This is a genomic window from Streptomyces lusitanus (genome assembly GCF_042647945.1).
In the GTDB taxonomy this organism is placed as follows: Bacteria; Actinomycetota; Actinomycetes; order Streptomycetales; family Streptomycetaceae; genus Streptomyces; species Streptomyces pseudogriseolus.
The window spans coordinates 566,540-592,740 of sequence record NZ_JBHRWL010000007.1; the positions used below are offsets into that span (position 1 = coordinate 566,540).

19 protein-coding genes are annotated in these 26,201 nt (G+C 72.1%); 8 read left to right on the forward strand and 11 right to left on the reverse strand.

The window, feature by feature from the left end:
• Positions 1-8: 8 nt before the first annotated feature.
• On the reverse strand, positions 9-2,282 hold the full coding sequence (gene yicI, locus ACFOSY_RS14395; RefSeq protein WP_394307178.1) for an alpha-xylosidase: 2,274 nt from the start codon (positions 2,280-2,282) through the stop codon (positions 9-11).
• A gap of 295 nt (positions 2,283-2,577) precedes the next feature.
• On the opposite strand from yicI, the gene ACFOSY_RS14400 reads away from it, so the two are divergent.
• Genes ACFOSY_RS14400 through ACFOSY_RS14410 form a run of 3 tightly spaced genes read left to right on the forward strand, consistent with a single transcriptional unit; the run spans position 2,578 to position 5,642 of the window.
• Positions 2,578-3,843: an ABC transporter substrate-binding protein gene (locus ACFOSY_RS14400; protein ID WP_394307179.1), complete on the forward strand. Its 1,266-nt coding sequence runs from the start codon at positions 2,578-2,580 to the stop codon at positions 3,841-3,843.
• Between the two features lie 12 nt (positions 3,844-3,855).
• Positions 3,856-4,809, forward strand: coding sequence for a carbohydrate ABC transporter permease (locus tag ACFOSY_RS14405; RefSeq protein WP_394307180.1), 954 nt, complete (start codon positions 3,856-3,858; stop codon positions 4,807-4,809).
• A gap of 5 nt (positions 4,810-4,814) precedes the next feature.
• Positions 4,815-5,642, forward strand: coding sequence for a carbohydrate ABC transporter permease (locus ACFOSY_RS14410; protein WP_394307181.1), 828 nt, complete (start codon positions 4,815-4,817; stop codon positions 5,640-5,642).
• A 12-nt stretch (positions 5,643-5,654) separates the two neighbouring features.
• Here ACFOSY_RS14410 and ACFOSY_RS14415 read toward each other — a convergent pair whose 3' ends face one another.
• The 4 genes from ACFOSY_RS14415 to ACFOSY_RS14430 all read right to left on the reverse strand — a co-directional run bounded on the left by ACFOSY_RS14415 (position 5,655) and on the right by ACFOSY_RS14430 (position 12,368).
• Positions 5,655-6,848, reverse strand: coding sequence for a PP2C family protein-serine/threonine phosphatase (locus ACFOSY_RS14415; protein ID WP_394307182.1), 1,194 nt, complete (start codon positions 6,846-6,848; stop codon positions 5,655-5,657).
• Positions 6,849-6,939: 91 nt separating this feature from the next.
• Entirely contained in the window at positions 6,940-7,692 is a 753-nt protein-coding gene (locus ACFOSY_RS14420) for an IclR family transcriptional regulator (protein WP_394307183.1), read from the reverse strand.
• Between the two features lie 96 nt (positions 7,693-7,788).
• Positions 7,789-10,740: a GH92 family glycosyl hydrolase gene (locus ACFOSY_RS14425; protein WP_394307184.1), complete on the reverse strand. Its 2,952-nt coding sequence runs from the start codon at positions 10,738-10,740 to the stop codon at positions 7,789-7,791.
• A 200-nt stretch (positions 10,741-10,940) separates the two neighbouring features.
• A complete protein-coding gene (locus ACFOSY_RS14430) occupies positions 10,941-12,368 on the reverse strand; it encodes a cellulose binding domain-containing protein (RefSeq protein WP_394307185.1) in 1,428 nt (475 codons plus the stop codon).
• A gap of 301 nt (positions 12,369-12,669) precedes the next feature.
• On the opposite strand from ACFOSY_RS14430, the gene ACFOSY_RS14435 reads away from it, so the two are divergent.
• From ACFOSY_RS14435 to ACFOSY_RS14455, 5 genes are all read left to right on the forward strand, one after another.
• The gene (locus tag ACFOSY_RS14435) at positions 12,670-13,524 is read left to right on the forward strand and encodes a GntR family transcriptional regulator (RefSeq protein WP_394307186.1); all 855 of its coding nucleotides are present in this window, start codon (positions 12,670-12,672) and stop codon (positions 13,522-13,524) included.
• Positions 13,525-13,686: 162 nt separating this feature from the next.
• Positions 13,687-14,892, forward strand: coding sequence for a glycoside hydrolase family 64 protein (locus tag ACFOSY_RS14440; protein WP_394307187.1), 1,206 nt, complete (start codon positions 13,687-13,689; stop codon positions 14,890-14,892).
• A gap of 130 nt (positions 14,893-15,022) precedes the next feature.
• Positions 15,023-16,195, forward strand: a complete 1,173-nt coding sequence (locus ACFOSY_RS14445) for an AI-2E family transporter (protein ID WP_394307188.1) — start codon at positions 15,023-15,025, stop codon at positions 16,193-16,195.
• Positions 16,196-16,237: 42 nt separating this feature from the next.
• Positions 16,238-17,464, forward strand: coding sequence for a cysteine desulfurase-like protein (locus ACFOSY_RS14450; RefSeq protein WP_394307189.1), 1,227 nt, complete (start codon positions 16,238-16,240; stop codon positions 17,462-17,464).
• A 68-nt stretch (positions 17,465-17,532) separates the two neighbouring features.
• The gene (locus ACFOSY_RS14455; protein ID WP_006129768.1) at positions 17,533-18,105 is read left to right on the forward strand and encodes a GNAT family N-acetyltransferase; all 573 of its coding nucleotides are present in this window, start codon (positions 17,533-17,535) and stop codon (positions 18,103-18,105) included.
• 67 nt (positions 18,106-18,172) lie between these two features.
• On the opposite strand, the gene ACFOSY_RS14460 is transcribed toward ACFOSY_RS14455, so the two are convergent.
• The 6 genes from ACFOSY_RS14460 to ACFOSY_RS14485 form a co-directional block, all read right to left on the reverse strand.
• On the reverse strand, positions 18,173-20,089 hold the full coding sequence (locus tag ACFOSY_RS14460) for an AMP-dependent synthetase/ligase (RefSeq protein ID WP_394307190.1): 1,917 nt from the start codon (positions 20,087-20,089) through the stop codon (positions 18,173-18,175).
• 105 nt (positions 20,090-20,194) lie between these two features.
• Positions 20,195-21,751, reverse strand: a complete 1,557-nt coding sequence (locus ACFOSY_RS14465) for a vWA domain-containing protein (RefSeq protein ID WP_394307191.1) — start codon at positions 21,749-21,751, stop codon at positions 20,195-20,197.
• A 230-nt stretch (positions 21,752-21,981) separates the two neighbouring features.
• Positions 21,982-24,255 carry an RICIN domain-containing protein gene (locus ACFOSY_RS14470; RefSeq protein WP_394307192.1) on the reverse strand — a complete coding sequence of 758 codons (2,274 nt, stop codon included), beginning with the start codon at positions 24,253-24,255 and terminating at the stop codon, positions 21,982-21,984.
• A 254-nt stretch (positions 24,256-24,509) separates the two neighbouring features.
• Positions 24,510-25,091, reverse strand: a complete 582-nt coding sequence (locus ACFOSY_RS14475; protein WP_449343581.1) for a DUF3885 domain-containing protein — start codon at positions 25,089-25,091, stop codon at positions 24,510-24,512.
• Complete coding sequence (locus tag ACFOSY_RS14480; protein WP_394307194.1) at positions 25,088-25,360, reverse strand: hypothetical protein; 273 nt, start codon at positions 25,358-25,360, stop codon at positions 25,088-25,090. The genes ACFOSY_RS14475 and ACFOSY_RS14480 overlap by 4 nt, the downstream gene beginning before the upstream one ends.
• A gap of 245 nt (positions 25,361-25,605) precedes the next feature.
• A complete protein-coding gene (locus ACFOSY_RS14485; RefSeq protein ID WP_394307195.1) occupies positions 25,606-26,064 on the reverse strand; it encodes a hypothetical protein in 459 nt (152 codons plus the stop codon).
• Positions 26,065-26,201: the final 137 nt, after the last annotated feature.

Sequence of the window (26,201 nt, forward strand, 5' to 3'; positions counted from 1 at the left end):
AGGCACCATCACCCCGCCGCCGGCACCGTCACCTCGCCCGCCCCCGAAGCCTCCGCCCCGCCCGGCACCCGCACCGTGAACGGGCGGTCCGTGCCCGAGGCCGTCACCCGCAGCACGTCCCCGTCCCGCCGGACCCGGAACGTCGCCTCCGGGAGGCCCGCCGTGTCCACGACGGTCACCTCGGCCGTCCAGTCGGGCGCGTCCGTCGGGTGGACCAGGAGGACGGGCGCGTCCAGCCAGTCGCCGTCCGGGCGGGAGTCGTCCCCGGCCAGTGGCAGCACCGCGCCCTCACGGACGTACAGCGGCAGGCTGTCGTAGCCGTGACGCTCGGTGCGCCAGCACGGGCCCGTGACCCGCTCGCCGCTCAGCAGATGCGTCCAGGTGCCCTCCGGCAGGTACACCTCCACCTCGCCGTCCGCGCTGAACACGGGCGCGATGAGCAGGTCGGGGCCGAGCATGTACTGGCGGTCCAGCGTGCGGCACGCCGGGTCGCGCGGGAACTCCAGCAGCATGGGCCGCATCATCGGCACGCCGGTGCGGTGCGCCGCCGCCGCCGCGCCGTACAGGTACGGCATCAGCCGGTGCTTGAGCAGGGTGAACCGCCGGGCGACGTCCACCGCCTCGTCGCCGAACTCCCACGGCACCCGGTACGACGTGGAGCCGTGCAGCCGGCTGTGCGAGGACAGCAGACCGAAGGCGAGCCAGCGCTTGAACACCTCCGGCACGGGCGTGCCCTCGAACCCGCCGATGTCGTGGCTCCAGAAGCCGAACCCGCTCAGCGACAGCGACAGCCCGCCGCGCAGCGACTCCGCCATCGCCTCGAAGGACGACCAGCAGTCGCCGCCCCAGTGCACCGGGTACTGCTGGCCGCCGGCGGTCGCCGAGCGGGCGAAGACGACTGCCTCGCCGTGCCCGCGCTCCTTCTCCAGCAGCTCGAACACGGTGCGGTTGTACAGGTGCGTGTAGTAGTTGTGCATGCGCTCGGGGTCCGAGCCGTCGTGCCAGACGACGTCGGTCGGGATGCGCTCGCCGAAGTCCGTCTTGAAGCAGTCCACCCCCTGGTCGAGCAGGGCCTTCAGCTTGCTCTGGAACCAGGCGCGGGCGTGCGGGCTGGTGAAGTCGACCAGGCCCATGCCGGCCTGCCACAGGTCCCACTGCCACACGTCGCCGTCCGGCCGGCGCACCAGGTGCCCGAGCGCGGCGGCCTCGTCGAACAGCGGGGACTTCTGCGCGATGTACGGGTTGATCCACACGCTGACCCGCAGGCCCTTGTCCTTGAGCCGGGCCAGCATGCCCTCCGGGTCCGGGAACACCTCGGGGTCCCACTGGAAGTCGCACCACTGGTACTCGCGCATCCAGAAGCAGTCGAAGTGGAACACCGACAGCGGGATGCCGCGCTCCGCCATGCCGTCGACGAACGAGGTCACCGTCGCCTCGTCGTACGCGGTGGTGAACGAGGTGCTCAGCCACAGGCCGAACGACCATGCGGGCGGCAGCGCCGGGCGGCCGGTGAGGGCGGTGTACCGGCCCAGGACGTCCTTCGGTGTCGGGCCGGCGACGACGTAGTACTCCAGCGTCTGGTCCTCGACGCTGAACTGCACCTGGCCGACGGACTCGGAGCCCACCTCGAAGGAGACCGCGCCGGGGTGGTTGACGAAGACGCCGTAGCCGCGTGAGGACAGGTAGAACGGGACGTTCTTGTAGGCCTGTTCGCTGCTGGTGCCGCCGTCGGCCTGCCACACGTCGACGGTCTGGCCGTTCTTGACGAACGGCGTGAACCGCTCACCCAGACCGTAGACGTGCTCGCCGACGCCCAGGGACAGCCGGCTGAGCACATGATGCGCCCCGTCGGCGGTGGTGGCGTACGCCGTGCTCTTCGCGCCCGCGCGGGTCAGCTCGCGTCCGTCCGCGTCGAGGAAGGTGAGCGCGAAGGGGCCGGCCGCGTCCAGCCGCAGGGTCAGCGGGCCGCTGGTCAGCTCCGTGACCGCGCCGTCCCGGCGCACCTCGCCCGCGCCGCCGGCCTCGCCCGTCAGGGCGAAGTCAGGTCCGGGATGCCGCTTCCCGGCGTGGTGGGTGACCCGCACGCCGACGACGCCCTCGGCGGGGGAGAAGCAGTCGACCGTGACCAGCGGGGCGTTCAGGGTGTCGCCCCGGCGCGTCACCCTTTTCGTCGAGGCAAAGCTGGTGAAGCGCTTCGATTCCGCGCGGACATCTCGCACCTCGGTGGCGTACGAGACCTGGACACCGTCGCGGATGCGCCAGAAGCCGTCGGTGAATTTCATGGTCTTCCTCGGGATGGGGAGGGCGATGGAGGTGCGAGGGGAACCTCTGACCAGGAACTATGACAGGATCCGCGGAACCTGTCACGCCCCGGCGCAGGGAGATCGTGCCGTTCGGGGGCTAGCGCGACCGACTCGCGCTGACGTATTAGTAATCAGGCCGAACAAATTACACCCCGGTGCGGCGCTCGACGAGACCCCGATTGTGGCGGCCCGTTGTCGAAGCGCTTCACCTACCCTTCCACAGAGCCGCCGGCCTCGGCAGACGCCGGGCCGGTCCCACCCAGGGGCACCCACCGTGACAGCACATCCACCGGTTGCCGCACGCCGTCCGCGCCCAGGCGGGCGCGCACGCAGAGCCGTCACCTCGCTCGCCGCCGCCGCGGCCCTTCTCGCCTCCGCGGCGCTCACCGGCTGCGCCGAGCAGCGCGACGACGGCGTGTACACCGTTCTCAACTCCTCGACCGACGAGACCTACCACCGCTGGGACGCCGAGGCGATGGCCCGCTGCGGCAAGCGGCTCGGCGTCACCGTCGAGCAGCAGAGCGTCCCGGCGTCCCAGGTCATGACGAAGGCGCTGCGCATGGCCTCGTCGAAGTCACTGCCGGACGTCGTGCAGTTCGACGCCTCCGAGATGCCGGTGTTCGCCGAGGCCGGGGGCCTGGTCGACCTGCGCACCCTCGGCCTGTCCACCGACCATGTGCCCGACGGCATCGTCGACTTCGGCTCCTACCGGGGCACCTACTACGGGGCCGCCCGCTCCGTGAACACCCTCGCCCTCTTCTACAACAAGGACGTCCTCGCCGAGGCGGGCGTCCGCACCCCCGCCACCTGGGACGAACTGCGCCGGGCGGCACGCGAGCTGACCCGCGGCAAGCGCTACGGGCTGGCGCTCAGCGCGGGCGGGGCCGAGGACGGCGTCTTCCAGTTCACCCCGTTCATGTGGTCCAACGGCGGCGACGAACGCCAGCTGGACAGCCCGGAGGTCGTCGAGGCGCTCGACTTCTGGAAGGCGCTGCTGAAGGACGGCTCGCTCTCCCGGTCCACGGTCAACTGGACCCAGGCCGACGTCAACGACCAGTTCATGGCGGGCAACGCCGCCATGATGATCAACGGCCCCTGGCAGGTCGAGACCCTCAACAGCGACCCGGACCTCAACTGGGGCATCGCCGAGATCCCCGTGCCCGAGGCGGGCGCCGACTCCGTCGCCCCGCTCGGCGGCGCCGTGCTCACCGTGCCCCGCACCGGCGACGAGGACCGCCGGCGCATGGCCGGCCGGATCGTCGCCTGCCTGACCGGCGAGAAGGAACAGCTCAGTTACGCCCTCAACAGCTGGATGGTCCCGGCCGACGAACGCGCCGCCGCCCAGTGGCGGGCGCGGGTGCCCGAACTGGACGCGCTGGCCGACCAGGTCGCCGCCGCCCGCTCCCGCACCGCACAGGTCGGCGCCGGCTGGCCGGCCGTCTCCCTCGCCCTCCAGAGCGCCTTCCAGTCCGCCCTGACCGGCCAGTCCAGCGAGGCCGCCCTCCAGCGCGCCCAGCAGCGGGCCACGAGCGGGAACTGAGGTACGCACCCCATGACCACGTCCACCGTCACCGCCCCGCCGTCCGACGCCGCGCCCCGGAAGGACGCCGCACAGGACCCGGCCCGCGCCCGCCTGCGCCGACGGCTCGCCCGGTGGGGCTTCGTCGCGCCCGCCGTCCTCTTCATGCTGCTGTTCTTCGGCTACCCGCTCGTCCGCAACGTCGTGATGAGCTTCCAGCACTACACGCCGAAGACCTTCTTCACCGGCGAGGCCCCCTTCAACGGCGCCGACAACTGGTCGTCCGTCTTCCAGGACGCCCTGTTCGGCAAGGCCCTGTGGCACACCCTCGTCTTCACCGCGGGCTCCCTGCTCGGCCAGTTCTGCATCGGCCTCGCCCTCGCCGTCTTCTTCAACCGCAGGTTCCCCCTGAACGGTGTCCTGCGGTCGCTGATTCTGCTGCCCTGGCTGGTGCCCATGGTGGTGTCCGGCATCGTCTGGCGCCGCATCCTCGACCAGGACACCGGCGTGCTGAACACCTTCCTCGACACCCTCGGCCTCGGCGGGCACACCCCGTGGCTCACCAGCCCCGGCATGGCGCTGCTCTCGGTGATCCTGGTGAACATCTGGATCGGCATCCCGTTCAACATGGTCATCCTCTACGGCGGCCTCCAGGAGATCCCCAAGGAGCTGTACGAGGCGGCCTCCCTGGACGGCGCCTCCGCCTGGCGCGCCTTCCGCTCCGTCACCCTGCCGACGCTCAAGCCGGTGATCACGGTGGTGCTGGTGCTGGGCTTCATGTCGACGGTGAAGATCCTCGACCTGATCCTCGCCCTCACCGACGGCGGCCCCGCCGACGCCACCCAGACCCTGGGCACGCTCACCTACCAGAACTCCTTCGTGGAGCTGGACTTCGGCGCCGGCGCCGTCGTCGGCAACGTCCTGATCCTGATCTCCGCCGTGTTCGCGGTGTTCTACCTGCGGGCCAACCGCACCGAGGGGAAGTGACCGGCATGGCCGCCCACGCGCCCACCACGCCCCGCCGCCGCTGGGGCTCCACCGTCGCGGGTCTGCTCGTCCTCGCGGTGATGCTGTTCCCGCTGTACTGGATGCTCAACACCGCGCTCCAGCCCGACTCCGGCCTGCTCCAGGTCGACCCGGTGCCCCCGGGCCTCGACCTCTCCGGGTTCACCAAGGCCCTCACCGACCAGGGCGGCAACCTGCTGACCTCCCTGCTGGTGTCGGCCGGCGCCGTCGCGATCTGCCTCGCGATCGCCGCGCCCGCCGCGTACGGCCTGGCCCGCTTCGGCCTGCGCGGCTCGCGGACCATCGTGTTCGGCACCCTGATCACCCAGATGGTGCCGGGCATCGTCATCGCCAACGCCCTCTACACCTCGTACGTCGACCTGGGCCTGGTCAACTCCTACGCCGGACTCATGCTCGCGGACGCCTCGCTCGGCATCCCCTTCTCCATCGTGCTGATGCGTTCCTTCATGGTGTCCATCCCCGGTGAGGTGATCGAGGCCGCCGAGATCGACGGGGCGGGGCCGGTGCGGGTCTTCCTGCGGGTGGTGCTGCCGATGAGCCGCAACGCCCTGATCACCTCGGGCCTGTTCGCCTTCCTGTTCGCGTGGAGCGACTTCATGTTCGCCCTCACCCTCAACACCACGGACGACGTCAAGCCGGTCACGCTGGGCATCTACCAGTACATCGGCGCACACGTCGGGGACTGGGGCTCGGTCATGGCGGCGGCCGTGCTCTCCGCCGTGCCCGCCGCGATCCTGCTCGTCCTCGCCCAGAAGTACATCGCCGCCGGCATCACCGGAGGCTCGGTCAAGTGACCACCGCGCACCTCAGGCCGCCGTGGCGCCGTCCGCGTCCGTCAGCGGGCGCACCCCGGTTGGCGCGGCGGCCTGGGCGGCGGGTTTGCGCAGCAGGAGCAGCGCCGCGTCGTCGTGCAGCCGGCCGCCCACGTGGTCCAGCAGGTCCTGGTGCAGCGCGGCCAGAGTCCGGGCCGGCTCGTCGCTCAGGTGCCGGGTCAGCCCCTCGGTCAGGGGGTAGAACATGCGGTCGGCGTCCCGCGCCTCCGTGACGCCGTCGGTGTGCAGGAGCAGCTGGTCCTCGTCGACGAAGGGCACCACCTGGAGGCGGGGCGTCTCGCCCGACAGGGCACGCAGTCCGAGCGGCGGGGCGGGGTGGTCGGTCTCGACGGCCGTCACCTCGGCGCCGCGGATCAGCAGCGGGGGAGCGTGACCGCAGTTGACCATCTCCAGCCGCCCGGGCTCCGGGCAGCCGGCGACCACGGCGGTGACGAAGTCGTCGCCGCCGAGGTTGCGGGCCAGGCTCCGCTCGATCCGGCTCACCACGTCCAGCAGGTCCGGCTCGTCGTACGCCGCCTCGCGGAACACGCCGAGCACCAGCGCGGCCGTCCCCACGGCCGGCAGCCCCTTGCCCCGCACGTCCCCGACGATCATCCGCACGCCGTACGGGGTGGGGATGAGGGCGTACAGGTCCCCGCCGATCCGGGCCTCCGCGGCGGCCGCGCTGTAGCGCACCGCCACCTGGAACGGGCCCACCGTCTCGGGGACCGGCTGGAGCAGCGCGTGCTGCGCGGTCTCGGCGACGGAGCGCACGGCCGCCAGCACCCGCTCCCGGCGGGCGCGCAGCGCGCTGGCGAGGGTTCCCGCCAGGGTGACGGTCACCAGGGCGGCCAGCACGACGGCCAGATGCGTCAGGTCCATGTTGTGCCGGGCGGCGATGCCCGCGCCGAGCACGAAGGCCAGGGCGCCCACGCCCAGCACGCCCCGGGGCCGGCTGGTGGCGGCGGCCAGGGCGGGCCCGGTGGCGAGCAGCGGCAGCCAGATCCGGCCCGTGCCGGCCGCCATGTCGATGCAGACGATGATGCACAGGATCAGCACGGGCAGCGCCGGTGTCTCGGCGACCCAGTGCGCGAGGGCGCGGGTACGGGGCGACCGAAGGCGCCCGATGCCCGGCGGGTACGGCGGTGTCGGCGAGTGGTCGCGTCCATGCTGGCGGGCGTGACTCATGTGCTGTCCGGTGTCCTCACCTGTGTGCGTGTCGGAAATGCCTGCTCTTCAAGAAAAGGTGATGGTGCCGGGCATCACAAGGACGCCGTTTTCACATAGTGAGAGACAGGCTGCGGGTGACACGGTCGGCGGTCGGCAGCAGCCGGTCGCGGACCTCGTCGATCCGGTCGAGCCGGCTGCGCGGCATGGAGACGCCGAGAGAGCCCAGGGTGCCGCCGCTGTGGACCGGCACCGCCACGCACACCGTGCCCAGCGCGTACTCCTCCAGGTCCGTGACGGCCGGGGCGAGCGGCGTGGTCTCCAGCCGGCGGATCAGCTCCACGGGAGTGGTGACCGTGTGCGGCGTGAGGTCGTTCAGCACGTGCCGCGACAGGTACTCCTTGCGGTCCTCGTCGTCCAGCTCCCGCAGCACGGCCTTGCCCAGGGCGGTGGCGTGTCCCGCGTCCTCGAACCCCACCCACAGGTCGACGCGCGGGGCCCGGGGGCCGTCCACGACCTCGGAGACCCGGATCTCGCCGTCCTCGTAGAAGGTGAGGTAGGCGGCACTGGACAGCTCGTCCCGCAGCGCGGACAGGACCGGCCGGACCCGGGCGAGCAGCGCCTGGCTGCGGCCGCCGCTGTGCAGGGACTGCACCCGGTCGCCCAGGACGAAGCCGCCGTCGTCGAGTTTCCGCAGGTAGCCGTCGTGCACCAGGGTGCGCAGCAGATGGTAGGCGGTGCCCAGGGGCAGCCCGGTCTCCCGCGCCAGCTGCTTGGCCGGCGCGCCCGTCTCGTGCGCGCTCGCCGCCTCCAGCAGCCGGAAGGCCCGCTGCACGGACGAGATGAGCGTCGGGCTCGCACTCATGCGTCCAGCCTGCGCCACCCGTCCGCCGACGGCAAGAAGAGCCCCCGCTCCATCCGGAACGGGGGCCTCCCGAACGCCGGCCGGTGAGCCGGCGGGTCAGCCCTCCTGCTGCCCGGCCTCCGTGACCGGCCGGTCGGTGAGCGCCACGTCGAAGACGTGCATCACCCCCTGGTCGGTCCCCTGCGGCAGGACGACGGCCGCCACCCGTTTCGCCGGGTCCAGCGCCACCGGACGCGTCCCGAACACCTTGGTCTGCGCGGTGTCCGAGCCGCCCGCCGCCCGGTTCCGGCCGGTCGTGGTCACCAGCGGCTCGTTGCCGAACAGGTAGGCGGTCCCGGGCGTCCAGTCGGTGAAACCGACCGGCACGGCCTGCGTCGAGCCGTCGGTGTACTCGACCACCGCGGTGCCCTGCGCCGGGCCGTTGGTGGCCAGCCCCAGGAAGGAGATCCCGGTGGCCTCCCGGCCGCCCAGCTCGATGCGCTGACCGTGCGGGATCCAGTTGTCGGGCTCGCCCGGCCCGGTGTCCGGCCAGGTGAACACCACCCCGGTGTCGCCCAGCGGCAGTCTCTTGCCCGGCGCCGCGCCCGCCGCGGCCAGCCGCTCCCGGGACAGCGAGTTGTCGCTCAGGTCGAGCGACCCGAGGTTCCCGTGGCCGTCCGGGGTGACGCCGATGTTGTTCCGGGCGTCCGTGCCGTCCCCGTACGACGGCGGCAGGTCCCGCGCTGCCGTGCCCCAGGCGCCTGGCCGCGCCGCCATCCGGAACTCGAGGCGGCCGCCGCCACGGGTGAACTCCGACGGGAGCCAGGACCGGGTGGTGGCCCGCCCGTCGACCGTCAGCGCCGCCACGTACGGCGCCCGCTCCGCGCCCGGGGCGTCCAGCGTGATCCGGCGCCGGCTGCCGGCGCTGTCCAGCACCACCCGCTCGAACATCGGGGCGCTCACCACCAGGTCGGCGGTGCCCGGGATCGCGGGGTACAGCCCGATGCTCGCCCACACGTACCAGCTGCTCAGCGAACCGAGGTCGTCGTTGCCCGGCAGACCCGAGGGCGTCGAGTCGTACATCTCCCGCACCGCGCGGCGCAGCACCTCGCCCGTGCGGTCGGGGCGGCCCAGCCAGTGGTGGACGAACGGCATGGTGAAGCTGGGCTGGTTGCTCAGGTACGCGCCCTTCGTGCCGTACACCCCCGCGTCCAGCTCACGGGTGTGCTCCTCCAGGTCCCGCAGGGCCGCCTCGGCGCCGCCCCGCTTCTCGATCAGCGCGCCCACGTTGTGCGGCACCATCCAGCCGTACTGGTACCCGGTCGCCTGCTCGAACTGGTCGCCCCGCTCACCCAGGCCGAAGCTCCGGTCGAAGCCCGTGCGGTCGCGGGGCCGGATGCGCCCGTCGGCGGCGTCGATCAGGTTCTGCCAGCTCTGCGCCCGCACCATGAACCGGTCGTACGTCTCCTCGTCGCCCAGCCGCTTCGCCAGCTGCGCGATGCCGAAGTCGTCCACGGCGTACTCGAGCGTCTTCGACGTCGCCGAGTCGCCCTTGCGGTGCTCGATGAAGCCGACCGTCGCGTACTGGTAGGCGTGCCGGCGCAGCGTGGCGTCGGCGGGCAGGGACTGCGTCGACCGCATCGACTCCAGCGCGGCGCGCCGGTCGTAGTCCGTGCTGCCGAACGCGTCGATCGAGGCGACCACCGGCTGGAGCGAGTCACCGCTCATCTTCTGCTGAAGCTGGTTCAGGTGCGGCCAGTTGGGCCAGGCGCCGGACTGCCGGGCCATGTCGGTCAGGGACTGGTTGATGTCGCTGCCCACCTTCGGGAACAGCAGCGCCACCAGCTGCGCCTGGCCGCGGTACATGTCCCAGCCCGCGTACGTGGCGTAGTGGTGACGGCCCGGCTCGACCCGGTGCAGTTCGCCGTCGTAGCCGCGGTACTCGCCGGTGACGTCGTCGAAGACGTTCGGGTGCAGCAGCGCGTGGTACAGCGCGGTGTAGAACGTCACCCGCTGCTCCCGGGTGCCGCCGTCCACGCGCACGGTGCCGAGGGCGTCCCGCCACACGCGCGCGGCCCGCGCGCGGACGGCGTCGAAGGACGCGCCCCGCGTCTCCGCGGCCGCGTTGCGCGCGGCGCCCTCGACGCCGACATAGCTCAGGCCGGTCTTCGCGGTGATCCGGGCGCCCCGGTCGAACACCAGGTAGGCGCCCGCCCCGTGCTTGACCGTGCCGCCCGAGGCGCTGTCCGCCCCGGGCCGCACCTCGGAGCCCTGCCAGGTGCCGTGGGACCGGACCGGACGGTCGAACGTCGTGGAGAAGTACGCCCGGTAGCGTCCGCCCTCGTCGCACACCGAGGCGGCCTCCACCCAGCCGCTCACGGTGTTTCCGTCGACCGTCACCTCGCTGCCGAACACCCGGTTGTTGGACCCGGCGACGTCGAACAGCAGCGTCGAACCGCCCTCGGCGGGGAAGTCGAAGCGGCTCACCGCGGTGCGGGTGGTCGCGGTCAGCTCCGCGTCGACCCCGTTCGCGAGGCCGACGGAGTAGTAGCCGGGGTCGGCCTTCTCGTCGGCGTGGTCGAAGCCGAGGTAGTAGTCGGTGATCCGGTCGGCGGGCGCGGTGGGCAGGGCGTCCCCGGGCAGCGCGCCGGTGTAGGGGAGCACGGGGAAGTCGAAGCCGCTGAACCGGCCTTCGCAGCCGGTGCCGGACAGCCGGGTCATGCCGAAGCCGCGGATCTGGTCCGCCGTGTACTCGTAGCCGCCCTTCTGGTCCCCGTCCGACGAGCGGTACGTGGTGGGGGAGGACTGCACCATCCCGAACGGGACGGTCGCCCCCGGATAGGTGTTGCCGTAGGCGCTGTTGCCCTTGTTCCGGGAGGTGTCCAGGCGGGTGCCTGTGAACGGGTCGACGGCGTCGAACGCCGCGACGTCGCCCCGGCCCGGGGAGGCGGCCGCCCCGGCGGCCGGCACCAGCCCGGCGACCAGCGATCCGAGGACCAGGGCGGCGGTGAGGAGTCTGCGACGGCCCGGGGGCGGCGCCGGCGCGGGCGGCTCGGTGGCTCTCCACATGACGATGGTCTTCCCTGCCTTCCGTGGTGCTGACAACGTTGTCCGGTCGCAATCCGGTGACGGGTCGCGGCCTACAGTTCAGCGCCTCGGCCTCGCGGGCGGAAGCCCCGGGGGACGAGCGGATGAAATCGAGGGAACGTCACGCACTTCGGTGCGCGGCCGGACCCGCTCCTGGCGGGCCCGGCCGGCGCCGCGGACCCTCAGGGCGCGGGGACCTCGTCCACGAACGAGGTGCCAGCTGACCGGTATCCGTCGATCTTCGCCGCCACCTGGGCGGGCGTCAGCACCTGGTCCTTGACGTGCAGGACGTAGTCGACCTGCTGGTGGTAGGCGCGGGGCGTGGTCGACGGCTGGCCCGCCAGGTCGATCAGCCACTGGTTGAAGTTGATCGACATCGGCCGCTCCGGCAGGTACGCGGTGTCATGGGTGCCGAAGAGGCTGCCGTCGATGTAGTACCTGATGCCCGAGCCGTCGATGGTGACGACCAGGTCGTGCCAGCCGGCGAAGCTGCGCCGGCTCTCGCTGTGCTGGTTGACGGCCTGCCAGGGGTCGGGGTTGTAGGTCTCCCAGGACGTCGTGTAGAGGATCGAGGACGGCTCGCCCCAGCCGCCGTTGGGCAGGTACTCGAAGTCGTACTCGGCGTAGTCGTCGGCCATCGGCGCCTTGAGGTCGTTGATGGTGAAGAACGTCTGCACCACACGGTCGCCGTCCGGTCCGGAGACGGGCGCGTCGGAGAAGCGCACCCGGGCCGCGTAGGTGCCGTACGCGAACTTCATGCTCCGCGTGAGGATCTCGGTGTGCGTGGTGGAGGCGCCGGTGCCCGCGGTGGAGGTCTCCAGGTCCATCACCGAGTTTCCGCCCGAGGAGCTGAAGGTCACCTTCGACGGGTCCCAGGTCGCGCCGGGCACCCCGGGGCCGCCCGCGTTGGAGCGGACGCTCCAGCCGTGCGCCGAGAGGCCGGGGTCGGTGTGCGACGCGTAGTCGAAGTCGTCGAACAGCGTCTGGCCGCCCTCGCCGGGCGGGTCGGTCGGGTCCGTGGGGTCGGTCGGGTCGTCGCCCTCCGGTCCGGCGCCCCACACGGTGGCGCCCGCGAGCCGCGCGGTCACCTTGTCCCAGTCGGCGTACGACGTCCGGGCGGCGCCGAAGGAGTAGTCGTCGCTCTGCCGCAGCGTCTGCCAGTCGGCCCGGTGGAACCGCAGTTGCAGGTCCCCGGTGTCGGCGCCGGGCGCGAGCGTGCCGGCGGACGGGGTGAACCCGATCTCCAGGTAGCGGTCGGCCGTCGCGGTGGGCGTGGGGAGCGTGCCGAATGTGCCAGTGACGGACGAGCAGCCGACGACCGCCCAGGAGCAGGCGAAGCGGTAGGCGGTGCCGGGGGCGTCGGCCTTGAAGTAGTAGCGGACCTTCACCTGGCTCAACTGCACCGGCGCGGAACCGGTGTTGCGGATCTTCAGCCAGGGCTCGCTCTGGTCGGCGGTGGCCCCGCCCGCGCCGGTGCGGTACTGCACGGCGAGCGGGCCGTCCGCCGCGTTGGCGGCCGGGGCGGGGAGCCCGGTGAGGGCGGCGCCGCCCAGCAGGGCGGTGAGGGCGAGTGCCGCGCGGGCGCGGCGGCCGGAGGGACGAGTACGCATCCGTGGTCCTTTCGCGGTGGGGGTGGCGCACGGGGTTGCGTCCGCGCGGCGGGCGTGGGGGCGCCGCCCGGCGCGGGGCTCGCGGTGACGGACCGGTCCTCGGAACTGACCAGTTGCCCGCCAGGCCTTACCAGTTGATGTCGAGAGAAGGTGGCATAGACCAATGTGCGCGTCAACCCCGCGCGCTGAAAAGGGAGTTGACCTTGCCGAGGGGTGCTCCGCCGGTGACCGGACCAGTTAAGGTCGACGGCATACCAGTCGCCCCGCGCGCCGCCCGCGGCCGACGCCGAGGAGAGACCGTATGGCCATCGATCCCGCCGCCTCGGGTGCCGTGCTCAAGCGTGAGCGGGTACGCGACGCGCTCCTCGAACTCATCGAGGCCCGCCGCCCCGGTGACGCCGTCCCCTCCGAGCGGGCCCTCTGCGCGAGGCTCGGCGTCTCGCGCCCCACGGTGCGCGCGGCGGTCGACGAACTCGTGGTCGCGGGGCTGCTGGTGCGCGAGCACGGCCGGGGCATGTTCGTGGCCGCCGAGAAGATCACCCAGGAACTGGTCGCGGGGCACGGCGCGTTGACCGTGCCGCAGGCCAGGGGCGTGTGGACCAGTCGCGTCCTCGAGCTCCGCACCCTCCCGGCGGGCGCCCGCGTGGGCCGCAGACTGCGCGTGTCACCGGCCGCCAGGATCCGGTACGCGGCCCGGCTGCGGCTGGTGGACGGCGCCCCGATGGCCATCGAGCATCTGCATCTCCCCGCGGCCCTGGTGCCCGGCCTCACCGAGGCGGAGCTCGAACAGGGCGACCTCTACGAGCACTTCCGCGACCGGCACGGGGTGCGGGTCGCCGAGGCCGTGCAGTCCGTCGAGCCGACCGTGGTGACCCACGCGGAGGCGGACCTGCTCGACGTGCCCGAGCTGTCCCCTGCCCTGCTGTTCGAGCGCCTCACCACCGACACCGCCGGCCGCCCGGTGGAGTACGTCCGCTCCGTCTACCGGGGCGACCGCTACCGCATCGTGTCCCGGCTCGCGCTGGCCCCGTCGGCCCCGGGTGCGGACGAGACACACGGGGGAGAGGGGCATCACCACCCGGGCTTCCCGCCCGGCGACCTGACCTCCCGCGGCCCGGTGAGCTTCTCGGCGCACGGCGTCGTGCAGCACGACTGAGCCACCCCTGCGAAGCGCGCCGGCCGGGGCCCCGCAAGGGCATGCGGAATAGCAGATTCCCTAAATCGCGCCGCAACGGTTGACAGGTCCATACCAGGGCGGCGACTCTCGCTGAGAGCGCTCTCATCACTGTTCCCGGCCACTCGTCGAACGGAGAACTACATGCTGCGCACCCTCAGACGCCGGTTCACGGCCGTGGCGCTGGGCATCGCCACCGCGCTGGGCGGCGGCTGGCTCGCCGCCGGGGTCCCGTCCCCCGCGCACGCCGCGGTCCCGGCCACCATCCCGCTGACCATCACGAACAACTCGGGCCGCGCCGAGCAGGTCCACATCTACAACCTCGGCACCGAGCTGTCGTCCGGCCGGCAGGGCTGGGCCGACGCGAGCGGCGCCTTCCATGCCTGGCCCGCGGGCGGCAACCCGCCCACACCCGCGCCCGACGCCTCCATCCCCGGCCCGGCCCCCGGCCAGTCCACCACCATCCAGATCCCCAAGTTCTCCGGCCGCATCTACTTCTCCTACGGCCGCAAGATGGAGTTCCGCCTCACCACCGGCGGTTTGGTGCAGCCGGCCGTGCAGAACCCCACCGACCCCAACCGCGACATCCTCTTCAACTGGTCCGAGTACACGCTCAACGACGCCGGACTGTGGCTCAACAGCACGCAGGTCGACATGTTCTCCGCGCCCTACACGGTGGGCGTGCGGCGCGGCGACGGCACCACGCTGAGCACCGGCAAGCTGCGCCCCGGCGGCTACAACGGCGTGTTCAACGCGCTCAGGGGACAGTCCGGCGGCTGGGGCAACCTCATCCAGACCCGCTCCGACGGGACCGTGCTGCGCGCCCTGTCCCCGCTGTACGGGGTGGAGACCGGCGCCCTCCCGGCCTCGGTCATGGACGACTACATCAACCGGGTCTGGAACAAGTACACCGGCACGGACCTCGTCGTCACGCCCTTCGGCGACCGCCCCGACGTCCGCTACACCGGCCGGGTCTCCGGCGGCGTCCTGCGGTTCACCGACGGCTCGGGCAACGTGGTCACCACCTTCCAGAAGCCGGACGCCTCGTCCGTCTTCGGCTGCCACCGCCTGCTCGACGCGCCCAACGACCAGGTACGCGGCCCCATCTCGCGCACCCTGTGCGCGGGCTTCAACCGCTCCACCCTGCTCACCAACCCCAACCAGCCCGACCAGAGCGCGGCCGGCTTCTACCAGGACCCGGTCACCAACCACTACGCGCGGATCATCCACTCGCAGATGGCCGACGGGAAGGCGTACGCCTTCGCCTTCGACGACGTCGGGAACCACGAGTCGCTCGTCCACGACGGCGACCCGCGCGGGGCGTCCCTGACGCTCGACCCGTTCAACTGATCACACCGCGTGCCCCACGCCCCGCGTCCGGCCGGTCCTCCGGCCGGACGCGGGACATCTGACGTTCCGTCGGCACACGTTCCTGTGTCCCGGGATCACCACGGCCCGACGGGCCCCATAGGGTGCCACCATGTCTGCCACGTTGAACGCCGGTAAAACGCGCGCCGCGCTGCGCACCTCGGCACGCATCTCGGGGGAACTGCTGCTGGTCCTGCTGGCGACCGGAGTGGCCCTCTGGCTGCTGGGCCGGATGTGGTCGGTGGTCTGGCCGCTCATAGTCGGCCTGCTGCTCACCACGCTCACCTGGCCCCCGACCCGCTGGCTGCTGCGGCACGGATGGCGCCCCGCGCTCGCCGCCTCCCTGGTCACCGTGCTGTTCCTGGGGGTCGGAGCGGGCACCGTGGCGCTCATCGCGGTGCCCGTCGCCTCGGAGGCCGGCGAACTCGGCGACGGCGTCGTCGAAGGCGTGCAGAAGCTGCGCGAGTGGGCCGAGGGCCCGCCGCTGAACGTCGACGACGCCCAGATCACGGGCGCCTTCGACGCCGCCACCGCCCGCCTCCAGGACAGCGCGGGCTCCATCGCCACCACCGCCGTCACGGGGGTGAGCACCGTCTTCAGCGGCATCGTCACCGCCGTCCTGGCGCTCTTCCTGATGTTCTTCTTCCTCAAGGACGGCCCGCGCTTCCTGCCCTGGCTGCGCCGTCAGCTCCCCGGACGGCTCGCCACCGACGTGCCGGTCGTCGCCGCGCGATGCTGGAACACCCTCGGCGCGTTCGTGCGGTCGCAGGCGCTCGTCGGTCTGATCGACGCCGTGCTGATCGGCCTCGGCCTGTGGGTTCTCGACGTGCCGCTGGTCCTGCCGCTCGCGGTGCTGACCTTCGTCTCCGCGTTCGTGCCCATCGTCGGCGCCCTGTTCGCCGGACTGGTCGCCGTGCTGATCGCGCTGGTGTCCAACGGGTTCATGGACGCGCTGCTCGTGCTGGTCGTCATCGTGGTCGTGCAGCAGCTCGAGGGCAACGTGTTCCAGCCGATGATCCAGAGCCGCGGTCTCGGACTGCACGCGGCGGTCGTCCTGCTGGCGGTGACACTGGGCGGCAGCCTGTCCGGGATCGTCGGCAGCCTGCTCGCCGTGCCGGTCGCCGCTCTCGTCGCGGTCGTCTGGAACTACCTGCGCGAACAGCTCACCGACCCGCCGGAGCCCGAGCCGTCAGCGCCGGACCCGTCGGCGCCGCCGTCTCCGGACCCGTCGGCGCCCCGGTCTCCCGCGCCTCAGTCTCCGGCGCCCGGCGCCCCCGCCGCCTGACCGCCCTCCGCCCCGCCCTCCGACGACCTCCGGGAATCCTCCGTGACGTACGACCTCACCGCACTGCGCGCCGACATCCCCGCGCTGGCCGCCGGCACCGCCCACTTCGACGGCCCCGGCGGCACCCAGACGCCGCGCCCCGTCATCGACGCGATGGCCGCCGCCCTCGCGCGGCCGCTGTCCAACCGGGGCGGCCTGCTCCCCGGCGAGCGCCACGCCGACAGCCTCGTCGTCGAGGCGCGCCGCGCCCTGGCCGACCTGCTCGGCGCCGACCCGGCGGGCGTCGTCTTCGGCCGGAGCGCCACCCAGCTCACCTACGACGTCGCCCGCACCCTCGCCGCCGGCTGGTCGGAGGGCGACGAGGTGGTCGTCACCCGGCTCGACCACGACGCCAACATCCGCCCCTGGACCCAGGCGGCCGAGCGCGCCGGCGTCACCGTCCGCCGCGCCGACTTCGACCCGGCCACCGGTGAGCTGACCTCCGGCCACATCGCCGCGCGGCTCACCCCGCGCACCCGCCTGGTCGCGGTCACCGCCGCCTCCAACCTCATCGGCACCATGCCCCCGGTCGCCGAGATCGCGCGACTGGTCCACGAGGCGGGCGCCCTGCTGTACGTCGACGGCGTGCACTACACGGCGCACGCGCCGGTCGACGTGCGGGAACTCGGCGCGGACTTCTTCGTCTGCTCGCCGTACAAGTTCCTCGGCCCGCACCACGGCGCGCTGGCCGCCGCCCCGGAACTGCTGGAGACCCTGCGTCCGGACAAGCTGCTGCCCTCCTCGGACGCGGTGCCCGAGCGGTTCGAGCTGGGCACCCTGCCCTACGAGTTGCTGGCCGGCACCCGCGCGGCCGTCGACGTCCTCGCCGGGCTCGGCGGGCGCACCGACGGCGACCGCCGCGCCCGGCTCGGCGCCGCGTACGAGGCGATCGGGGAGCACGAGGCGCGGCTGCGGGCCCGCCTCGAGGAGGGGCTCGCTGCCCTCGACGGGGTGACCGTCCACTCCCGGGCGGCCCGCCGCACCCCGACCCTGCTGGTCACCTTCGACGGCCGCCGCACCGAGGACGCCTACCGCTTCCTCGCCGGACGGAACATCCACGCCCCCTCCGGCCACTTCTACGCCCTGGAGGCCTCCCGCCACCTGGGCCTCGGCGACACCGGCGGCCTGCGCGTCGGCCTCGCCTGCTACACCTCCGACGAGGACGTCGACCGCCTGCTCGACGGCCTCGCGGACTTCCTGAAGGAGACCCCGGCCGCCCGGGACCGGTGACACGGCAGCCCCGCCGGTACCGCGCGCCTACGGCGGCGCCGGCGGGCCGGACGTGCCATCGTGGACGCATGACCGTCGAAGTCCGTCCGGCCGTGGAGTTCGAGGACGTCCGTGCCGTGGTCGGTCCCAAGTCGCCGCAGGCGAACGTCTGCTGGTGCCTGAGCTACCGCATCCCCTCCGCGCTCAACCGTGAGCTGCGCGGCCCCGCCCGCGGCGAGTACGTCGCCGGCCTGCTCCGCTCCGGCACACCCCTCGGCGTGCTCGCCCACGAGGACGGCGAGCCCGCCGGCTGGGCCGCCGTCGCCCCGCGCGCGGACACCTCCTTCGCCCGCAACCGCAAGATCCCGCACGTCGACGACCTGCCGGTGTGGTCGCTGTGGTGCATCCGGGTGCGCCCCGGCCACCGCGGCAAGGGCATCTCGCACGCCCTCATCGAGGGCGCCGTCGCGTACGCCCGCGCGCAGGGCGCCCCCGCCGTCGAGGCGTACCCCCTCGACAACGGCGACGCCCGCGTCGACCTCACCATGGCCTACCCCGGCCTCCGCAAGAACTTCGAGCGGGCCGGTTTCACCCACGCCGCCGACACCACCTCGGTGCTGTCCGGCCATCCCCGCGTCCTGATGCGGCTCGACCTGCGCTGACCGGGGAAGGCCAGGCCCGCGTACGACCCGCCGCACGGGTACGACCGCCGCACGCGCACGACGCGCCTCACGCGTACAGCGCGGCGATCTCCTTCGCGTACGCCTCCTGCGCCGCCTTACGCTTCACCTTCAGCGACGGGGTGAGCAGCCCGTTCTCCTCGGTGAACTCGCCCTCGACGAGGGTGAACGCGCGGACGGACTCGGCGCGGGACACGGCCTCGTTGGCGTAGTCCACCGCCTTCTGCACGTCGGCGCGCATGCGCGGGTCGCGGACCACCTCGGACATCGGGGTGTCGGCAGGCATCCCGTGAACCGACAGCCAGTGGGCCACCGTCTCCGGGTCCAGGGTGATCACCGCGGCCACGAACGGCCGGTTGTCGCCGACGACCAGGCACTGCCCGACCGGCGGGCGGCTGCGCAGCCGGTCCTCCAGCACGGCGGGGGAGACGTTCTTGCCGCCGGAGGTGACGATGATGTCCTTCTTGCGGCCGGTGATGGTCAGATAGCCGTCCTCGTCGAGCGCGCCGAGGTCTCCGGTGGCGAACCAGCCGTCGCGCAGCACCTCCTCGGTGGCCGCCGGGTTGTTCCAGTACGCCCCGGTGACGATGCCGCCCCTGACCAGCACCTCGCCGTCGTCGGCGATGCGCACCGCCGTGCCGGGGACCGGCCGGCCGACCGTGCCGGGGCGCGGGGACAGCGGCGGGACGACGGTGGCCGCGGCGGTGGTCTCGGTGAGGCCGTAGCCCTCGTAGATCACGATGCCGGCGGCGTAGAAGAAGAGGTTGAGGTCCTTCTCCAGCGGGGAGCCGCCGCTGATGGCGTAGCGCAGGCGCCCGCCGAGCTCCTTGCGGACCCGGCGGTAGACCAGCAGGTCGTACAGCGCCCACGCGGCGTACAGGCCGGGCCCGGGGCCCTTGCCGCGGCCCAGGAAGCGGTCGAGGTGCGCCCGCGCGAAGCGGACGGCGACGCGGTGGGCGCGCTCGAAGGACGCGCCGCGCCCGATCTTCTCGGCGGTGGCCCGCCCGGTGCCGTGGATCTTCTCGAAGAGGTAGGGCACGCCCACCACGAAGGTGGGGCGGAACGACTTGAGCGCGGGCCGCAGTTCGGCCGGCTTGATGCTCGGGCAGTGACCCGTCTCGATGCGGGCCATCAGGCAGGAGATCTGCAGGGTGCGGCCCAGGATGTGGGCGAGCGGCAGGAACAGCAGGGTCGAGGCGGCCTGGCCGGTGACCGCCTTGAAGACGGGGTGCAGCAGCTCGACCGTGTTCGCGGACTCGGCGTGCAGGTTGCCGTGGGTGAGGACGACGCCCTTGGGGCGTCCCGTGGTGCCGGAGGTGTAGCAGACGGTCGCCACCGTGCCGGCGGTGAGGGCGGTGCGCCGCTTGGTGACCTCCTCGTCCGGGACGTCCCGGCCCCGCGCGACGAGGTCCTCCACGGCGCCCGCGTCCAGCTCCCACACCTCCGGCGGCGACGACAGGGCGGCCGTGCCGGTGCGGACCGTGGCGGTGTTGTCCGGGGTCTCCGTGACGACGTGCCGGACGCCGGAGTCGCGGACGATCCACTCCACCTGCTCCGCCGAGGAGGTCGGGTACACCGGCACGGTCTGTCCGCCGGCCGCCCAGATCGCGAAGTCCAGCAGCGTCCACTCGTAGCGCGTCCGGGACATCACGGCGACCCGGTCGCCCGGCTCCACACCGGCGGCGACCAGGCCCTTGGCCACGGCGGTGACCTCCCCGGCGAAGGCCGCCGCCGTGACCGGCCGCCACACCCCCCGCTCCGCCCGGCGCAGCACGACCGCGCCGGGCGCCTCGTCCGCGTTGGTGAACGGGATGTCGGCGATCGTGCCGGCGGCGGGATGCGCCGCCAGGACCTCCGCACGGACCTCCCGGACGAGACCCTGCTCGTCCTTGACGGTCTCGACGTGCGCGCGGCCCGCCAGGTCGGCCCGTCGTTTCGCCCGTTTCAGATCCTTGCGTACGCCCATGACGGCTCCCGGTCGCGGCTGACTGTCGTACTGGTGCTGCCCGTACTTACTTACTCAGGAGTCAACTTACTCGCGCGTAAGAACGAGTCAACGGTCCGGGGGCGATCAGTACAGTCCGTCCGCCGTACGGATCGCCTCGGCCAGCTCCCGCACGTCCGCGTCCTCGGTGCGCCGCGCCAGCGTCCCGGCACGCTCCGACAGCTCCTCGATGCCGGGGGCGCCCGGCAGCGCGCTGTCCTGGTAGCCGGGGGAGCGCAGGGCGTCGGCGAAGTAGGCGGCGGTCGCCGTGACCGTCAGCCGGGGCCGCGCCCGCCACACCGACTCCGCGAGCCCGCCGGTCTCCACGTCACCGGTCTCCTCGTGCGGGGTGCGGCTCTCGGGGTCCAGCCAGCGCACGGTCGCCGTGGCGAGGTGCCCCTCGGCGCCGGGACGGGTGCGCACCGCGTACAGGGCGGTCACCGTGTGGCCGGGGCCGACCTCACCGCCGTCGACCCGGTCGTCGCGGAAGTCCTCGTCGGCCACCCGCCGGTTGTCGTAGCCGACCAGACGGAACTCGGCCACCGTCTCCGGGTCGAAGGCCACCTGAGCCTTCGCGTCACGGGCGGTCAGCTCGATGTTGCGGGGCAGCTCCTCGCAGAACACCTCGCGGGCGTCCTCCTCGTCGGACACGTACACCGTGTGGCCGTCGCCCCGGTCGGCGAGCTGCTCCATGAGGGCGTCGCCGTAGTCGCTGCCGACGCCGACGCCGAACAGGGTGATCCCGTGCTCCCGCCGGGACGACGAGATCCGTTCCAGGATCGAGTCGGCCTGCGTCTCCCCGGTGTTGGCGAGGGCGTCGGACACCAGGACGACCCGGTTGGTGGCGCCCTCGCGGAGCCCTTCGACGGCGGTCTCGTACCCGGTCTCCACGCCGGCGCCGAGGTTGGTGGAGTCGGTCGGCTCCAGGCTGTCGATCGCGTCGTGGATCTCGCCCCGGTTGCCGTCGAGCCGGGTCATCGGCAGCACGGTCTCCGCCTCGTCGCTGAACGTGACCAGGGCGACCGAGTCGTCGTCGCGCAGCCGGTCGGTCATCGTGCCCAGCGCCTCCTGGGCGAGGTCGAGCCGCCCCGGTTCGGCCATCGAGCCGGAGACGTCGATGACGAACGTGAGGGCGGCGGGCGGCCGTTCGTCGTCCGGCTCGGCGGTCCGGGTGGCGAGTCCGACCCGCACCAGCGACCAGTCCTCCTCGTCGGTGCGGGCGCCGTCCACGGTGACCGTGAACCCGTCGCCGTCGGGGCGCGGGTAGTCCTGCCGGAAGCTGTTGACGAACTCCTCGGGCCGCACGGTCGACGGGTCGGGCAGCCGGCCCTCGTCGAGGGCGCGCCGGGCGTAGCCGTAGGACGCGGTGTCGACGTCCAGCGCGAACGTCGACAGGTAGTCGGGCTCCGGGGCCACGTCCCGCGACTCCTGCTCGCCCTCCCGTTCACCGCCCTCGTACCGGCCCGTCCCGTCGGGCGCGGGCAGCGGCGCCTTGCCGCCGCCACCGCCCCCGCCGTCGTAGGAGGTGTCGGCCTTCCGCGCTCCGCTGTCGCTGTCCGCGCTGCATCCGGTGACCATCAGCCCGCAGGCCGCGGTGAGCGCCAGCAGCACCCCGGCCGGCCGTCGTGTCCCGTGCCGCTTCATCCTCTGTACCCCCTGTGTCGGTCGACGCCGCTTCAGTGACTGTGACGGCGCGGCGGGCCGGAACGTGCGGCACGGGGTGTTGCAGGTGCGTCTCGATGAGGGCACGGAGGGGTCCCGCCGAGACCGGTAGGTGATCTTCCGTTGACCTGGGCGAGGCCCTTGAACGTGAACGGCCGGTGCGGTCCGGGGGAGAGACCCCCGGCCCGCACCGGCCGTGAACGGGTCGTTCCTTACGGGTAGTTGACCAGGTTGGCGACGTTGGTGGCGGAGTTGGAGGGGCCGCCCCGGTCGTTGATGACGTGCCGGATGGTGCCGGTGCCGCCGAGGGACACCGTGACCATGTTGCGGAAGCGCACACCGGGCCGGTTCGGCGCGGCGAATGCGCGCTCGGCCGTCACGCTCGGGTTGACGTTGAAGAAGCAGTAGCTGCCCAGCCCGTACGCCTCATGGCTCGTGACGTGGTCGGCGACCTTGTACGCGGCGTAGCCCTGCGTCGAACCGTCCATCCAGGCCGCCTGGTTGGGCGGGTCGTACGGCATCTCGTTCTGGTAGAAGTACGTGCGCCCGCCGTTGCCGTTCCACACCGTCTGGTGCTTCTGGTAGTGCTCGACGAACAGCCCGTACATCGTCACGTCGTCACCGTTGACGACGAGTCCGGTGTCGGCGGGGTTGACCGTCCAGCCGATGCCGTCGCCGTGGTCGCCGCGCCAGATCCACATGTGGTCGCCGATGACATGGTCGCTGTTGACGACCAGGCTGGTGGTGGCCTTGCCCGCGTGGGCGCCGCCGACGCGGAAGTACACGTCGTGCAGCGAGGTCGGGTTCGCCGCGTGGCTCGCGGACGCCCCCTCGGGCCCGATCTCCACGAGCGTACGGGAGTTGGTGGTGCCCGCGTCGAACAGGACGCCCGCGATCTTCACCCCGTCGACGTCGGCGACCGTCATGGCCGTCACCCCGTTGTCCGGGACGAAGGTGGCCAGGCCCAGACCCAGCACCACGGTGTCCGGACGCGTCACCCGCAGGGTCTGGTCCAGGTGGTAGACACCCGGCGTGACCAGCAGGTTCTTGCCCGCCGCCAGGGCCGCGTTGATCTGCGCCGCGCTCGCCGTGCCCGGCTTGACGACGTGGAAGCTGTCCATGCCGAGCGAGGTGCCGGCCGTGCCGCCGTTCGCCCAGGTGGTCCCGGAGGAGTCGGCGCGCAGCGCGGGCACGAACACCCGGTAGGCGCCGGCCGCGTCCACGTACAGATACGGCTTCTCCCGCACCGTCGGCGTCCGGTCGACGGTGGTGTACGGCGGCTGCGGGAAGGTGTTGCCCGGCACGCCCTGGCTGCCGACGAAGACCATGTTCCAGTTGGACCCGTTCCAGCTGCCCAGCTGGGAGTTGCGGGTCAGCCACTGCTGCTGCGACCCGGAGCGCACCTGTCCGTCGATCTTCGAGTCGGCCATGAACCCCCCGCTGGACCAGCCGCCGTCGCTCAGCTCCAGGTCGCCGCGCACATGCATGCGCCGGTAACCGGAGGCCTGCGACACGGCCCAGCGGTCCGTCCCGCCGGTCGGGTTGACCGACAGGTTCTCCGCCCCGCGCCAGAAGTTCTGCGTCGCGTTCTGCGGCGGGAACCAGTCCGCCTCCACATGCACGGCGCCGTTGATCGTCACCGCGTCCGGCGACTGTCCGAGCCCCAGCACCTGCGTGTAGAAGCCGACGTTGACGTCGTTGCTGTACGTGCCCGGCTTGAACGCCACCGCGTACCGCTGCGAGCCGAACTGGTTGGTCTCCTGCTGCCGGAAGATCGAGTCCAGCCGGCTCTGGATGACCGACGACGGCATCGACGGGTCGAACACGGCGACGTTCGGGCCGAGATCCACGTCCCCGGGCGCGCTGCTCACCGGCGTGACCTGGAAGCGCTGCGCCGCCGTGCCGTTGCAGGCGTACTGCACCAGCTGGACGGAGTCGGCGGTCGAGGCGGACGGCACGTCGAGGCACTTGCCGCTGTGCCGGTTGACGAAGTGATAGGCGCCGCCGCCCTCGTCGACCGGCAGCCACTGCTGATTGGCGCCGCCCCCGTACGTCCACAGGTGCACGGCCGCGTTGTCGGCGGCCGACACGTCGCTGACGTCCACCACCTGACGCTCGTCGTTCCGGTTCCCGATGCGGACGTAGCCGTCGCTGGTCGGCGCGAAGCTCCACTGCTGGGCGGTGGTGCCGTTGCAGCCGTACTGCTGGACGGCGGTGCCGTTGACGGTGCCGGCGGCGCGGGCATCGAGACACTTGCCGCTGCCGCTGTTGACGACCGTCGTCCACCCGGAGGGGAGGGCGGCGGCCGCTGTGACGGAGGCGGGGGCGTCTTGGGTGCGGGCGTCGGCGTGGGCCGGGTGGACGGCGAGCAGCAGGGAGGCGGCGGTGACGGCGGCCGCCGCGACCGCGGTCCACCGGCGACGGTCAGGTCTTGCTGGGGGAGTGCCGGGGCGGCGACCGGGGAGGGGCCGCGTGGGTGCGGGCATCGTATCTCCTGATGTCATATTCATGACAGCGAGGCGAGTCATCCGGACCTCGGAGGATCGAGTGACGCGTCAGGTGGGGGGCGGACGGAGCGGTGCACGGGCCGCCGCTCGCGGCGAAACGCTTAGTTCAGTTCGTGATTTAAGGAGTGAGGGAAACGCGTGTCAAGGGGTTGGTCCAGTCCAACTCGGAAACAGGCGGGTGAGTTGACGGCGGACCGGGCTGGGCCGGGCCGTGGTGTGGGAGCCCGGCCCCGTCAGAAGCCCAACGGGTGGCTGGAAAGCCAGTCGGCATGCCGGTCGCACATCCGATCACGTTCCTCGGGCGACGTGAGGAAGACATCGGCGCCGCCGTCGTAGGGGTGACAGAGGCGACGCATCTGAGGATCGGTGACGAGGACTCCCGCCACCTTGTCGTCGGCGACGTCACGGAGCCGCTCGTCGAGGCAGCCGTATCGCCAGGACCGGCGGGCGGCGAAGAGGTGCCAGTAGGAACGGAACTCCGGGTCCGGATCGTCGTTCACCGGCAGGGTCTGCCAGTAGCCACCGTCCGACCGGGAAGACGGAACCTCCGCTGCGGCCGCCCAGACCGGGATGATCACATAGACGTCCCCGCCGGCGAACAACTCATCGAGGACGGTGTTGTACCGCTTCAGGACGACGGCGTATTCGCTCTCGTTCTCCGGGTATCGCTTCGACTCCGGCAAGCTGTGGAAGCGCACCCAGACATCCCGGTACGGGTGGCGGAGCTCATGCGCGACCGGAGGACAGTGGGGCCAGCGCCGCTGCCACAGCTCGGTCAGAACCGCCGGTCCAGTCAGCGGATGGGGAGTTGTCATTCGTAGCCGAGCTCTTCCTGCGCGTACAGGCGCCACCCGTCGCCCCGCTTGACGAGAACGAAGGCGGTGCGTGAACGAACGTCGTAGTACCCGGATTCCGGGTCGTGGCCGTGGATGAACCAGAGCGCCTCGACCCGCGCCGTGTCCGGGGTCGCGCTGACGACGGTCACCTCTTCGAGCGTGGACGCGGCGCCGGATTCGTCGGTCTCGCTGGGGACGTGTGCTGTGACGTACGCGGTGCAAAAGTCAGCAGGGCTCTGGTAGAGCATCTGAACCTCTTGAGTGCGGGGCGCGGCCGGCTCGTATGAGCATGATGACACCGTCGCCACTCACGGCAGTGCAGTGGCTCGGGCCGTCGCCCACCGACGCCTGCCCCAAACGCCTTGTACACCGCGTCCACGGCCACCGTTGGTCAGGCGTACAAGCCGGAGCCGGATCAAGATGCTCAAACGCCAGACGTTCGGCCGCGCCGGCTTTGCGCTCCTACGCAAGCGAGTCCTGCCGGCGTGGCGATCTATACGGGCTCCTCGTACACATTGATCTCGGACGGCCTGCGAGTAAGCACCGGTTCGAGGTGCCTCTCCATGGCGGCGAACCACTCGTCGAGGTCCGCGTTGGCGTCGTGGAAGAACCAGGAGTCGAAGCTCCCCAGGGCATCCAGGTCGGGTTCGCACTCGTAGCGAAGTTCGCAGTGGACCTGTACGTAGTGGTCGTGCTCACCTCTGCCGTCACCGATGTCGAACTGCCGCGTGAGGTCCACTGTGAACCTCGGCTGCCCGCTGAAGGCGTACGTGCCGTATTGGAAGAGCAAGCCGTCTGAATCGGGCGTCGGCGCGGTAGCAAAGCGCTGCCGCGCGAATCGCATGAAGGCTAGCCATGCAGCCCAAGTGGTCAACTTCGTCGCCGACCGCCCGCCCTCCAGCTCGGCATGTAGGAGATCAAGGGCCTTCTCCATCCCCGGTCTGTCGTGCACGCCAGCTCTCCTCGGTGCGTGAACCAGCACCCTATCCTCGTAGGGCCGGATCAAAGCCACTCAGTCACTGCTGCACGGTCCGAGGGAGTCGCCTGCCGTCGTCCAAGGCGGCAGCCTGGGCTTGTCGCGCTGCGCCG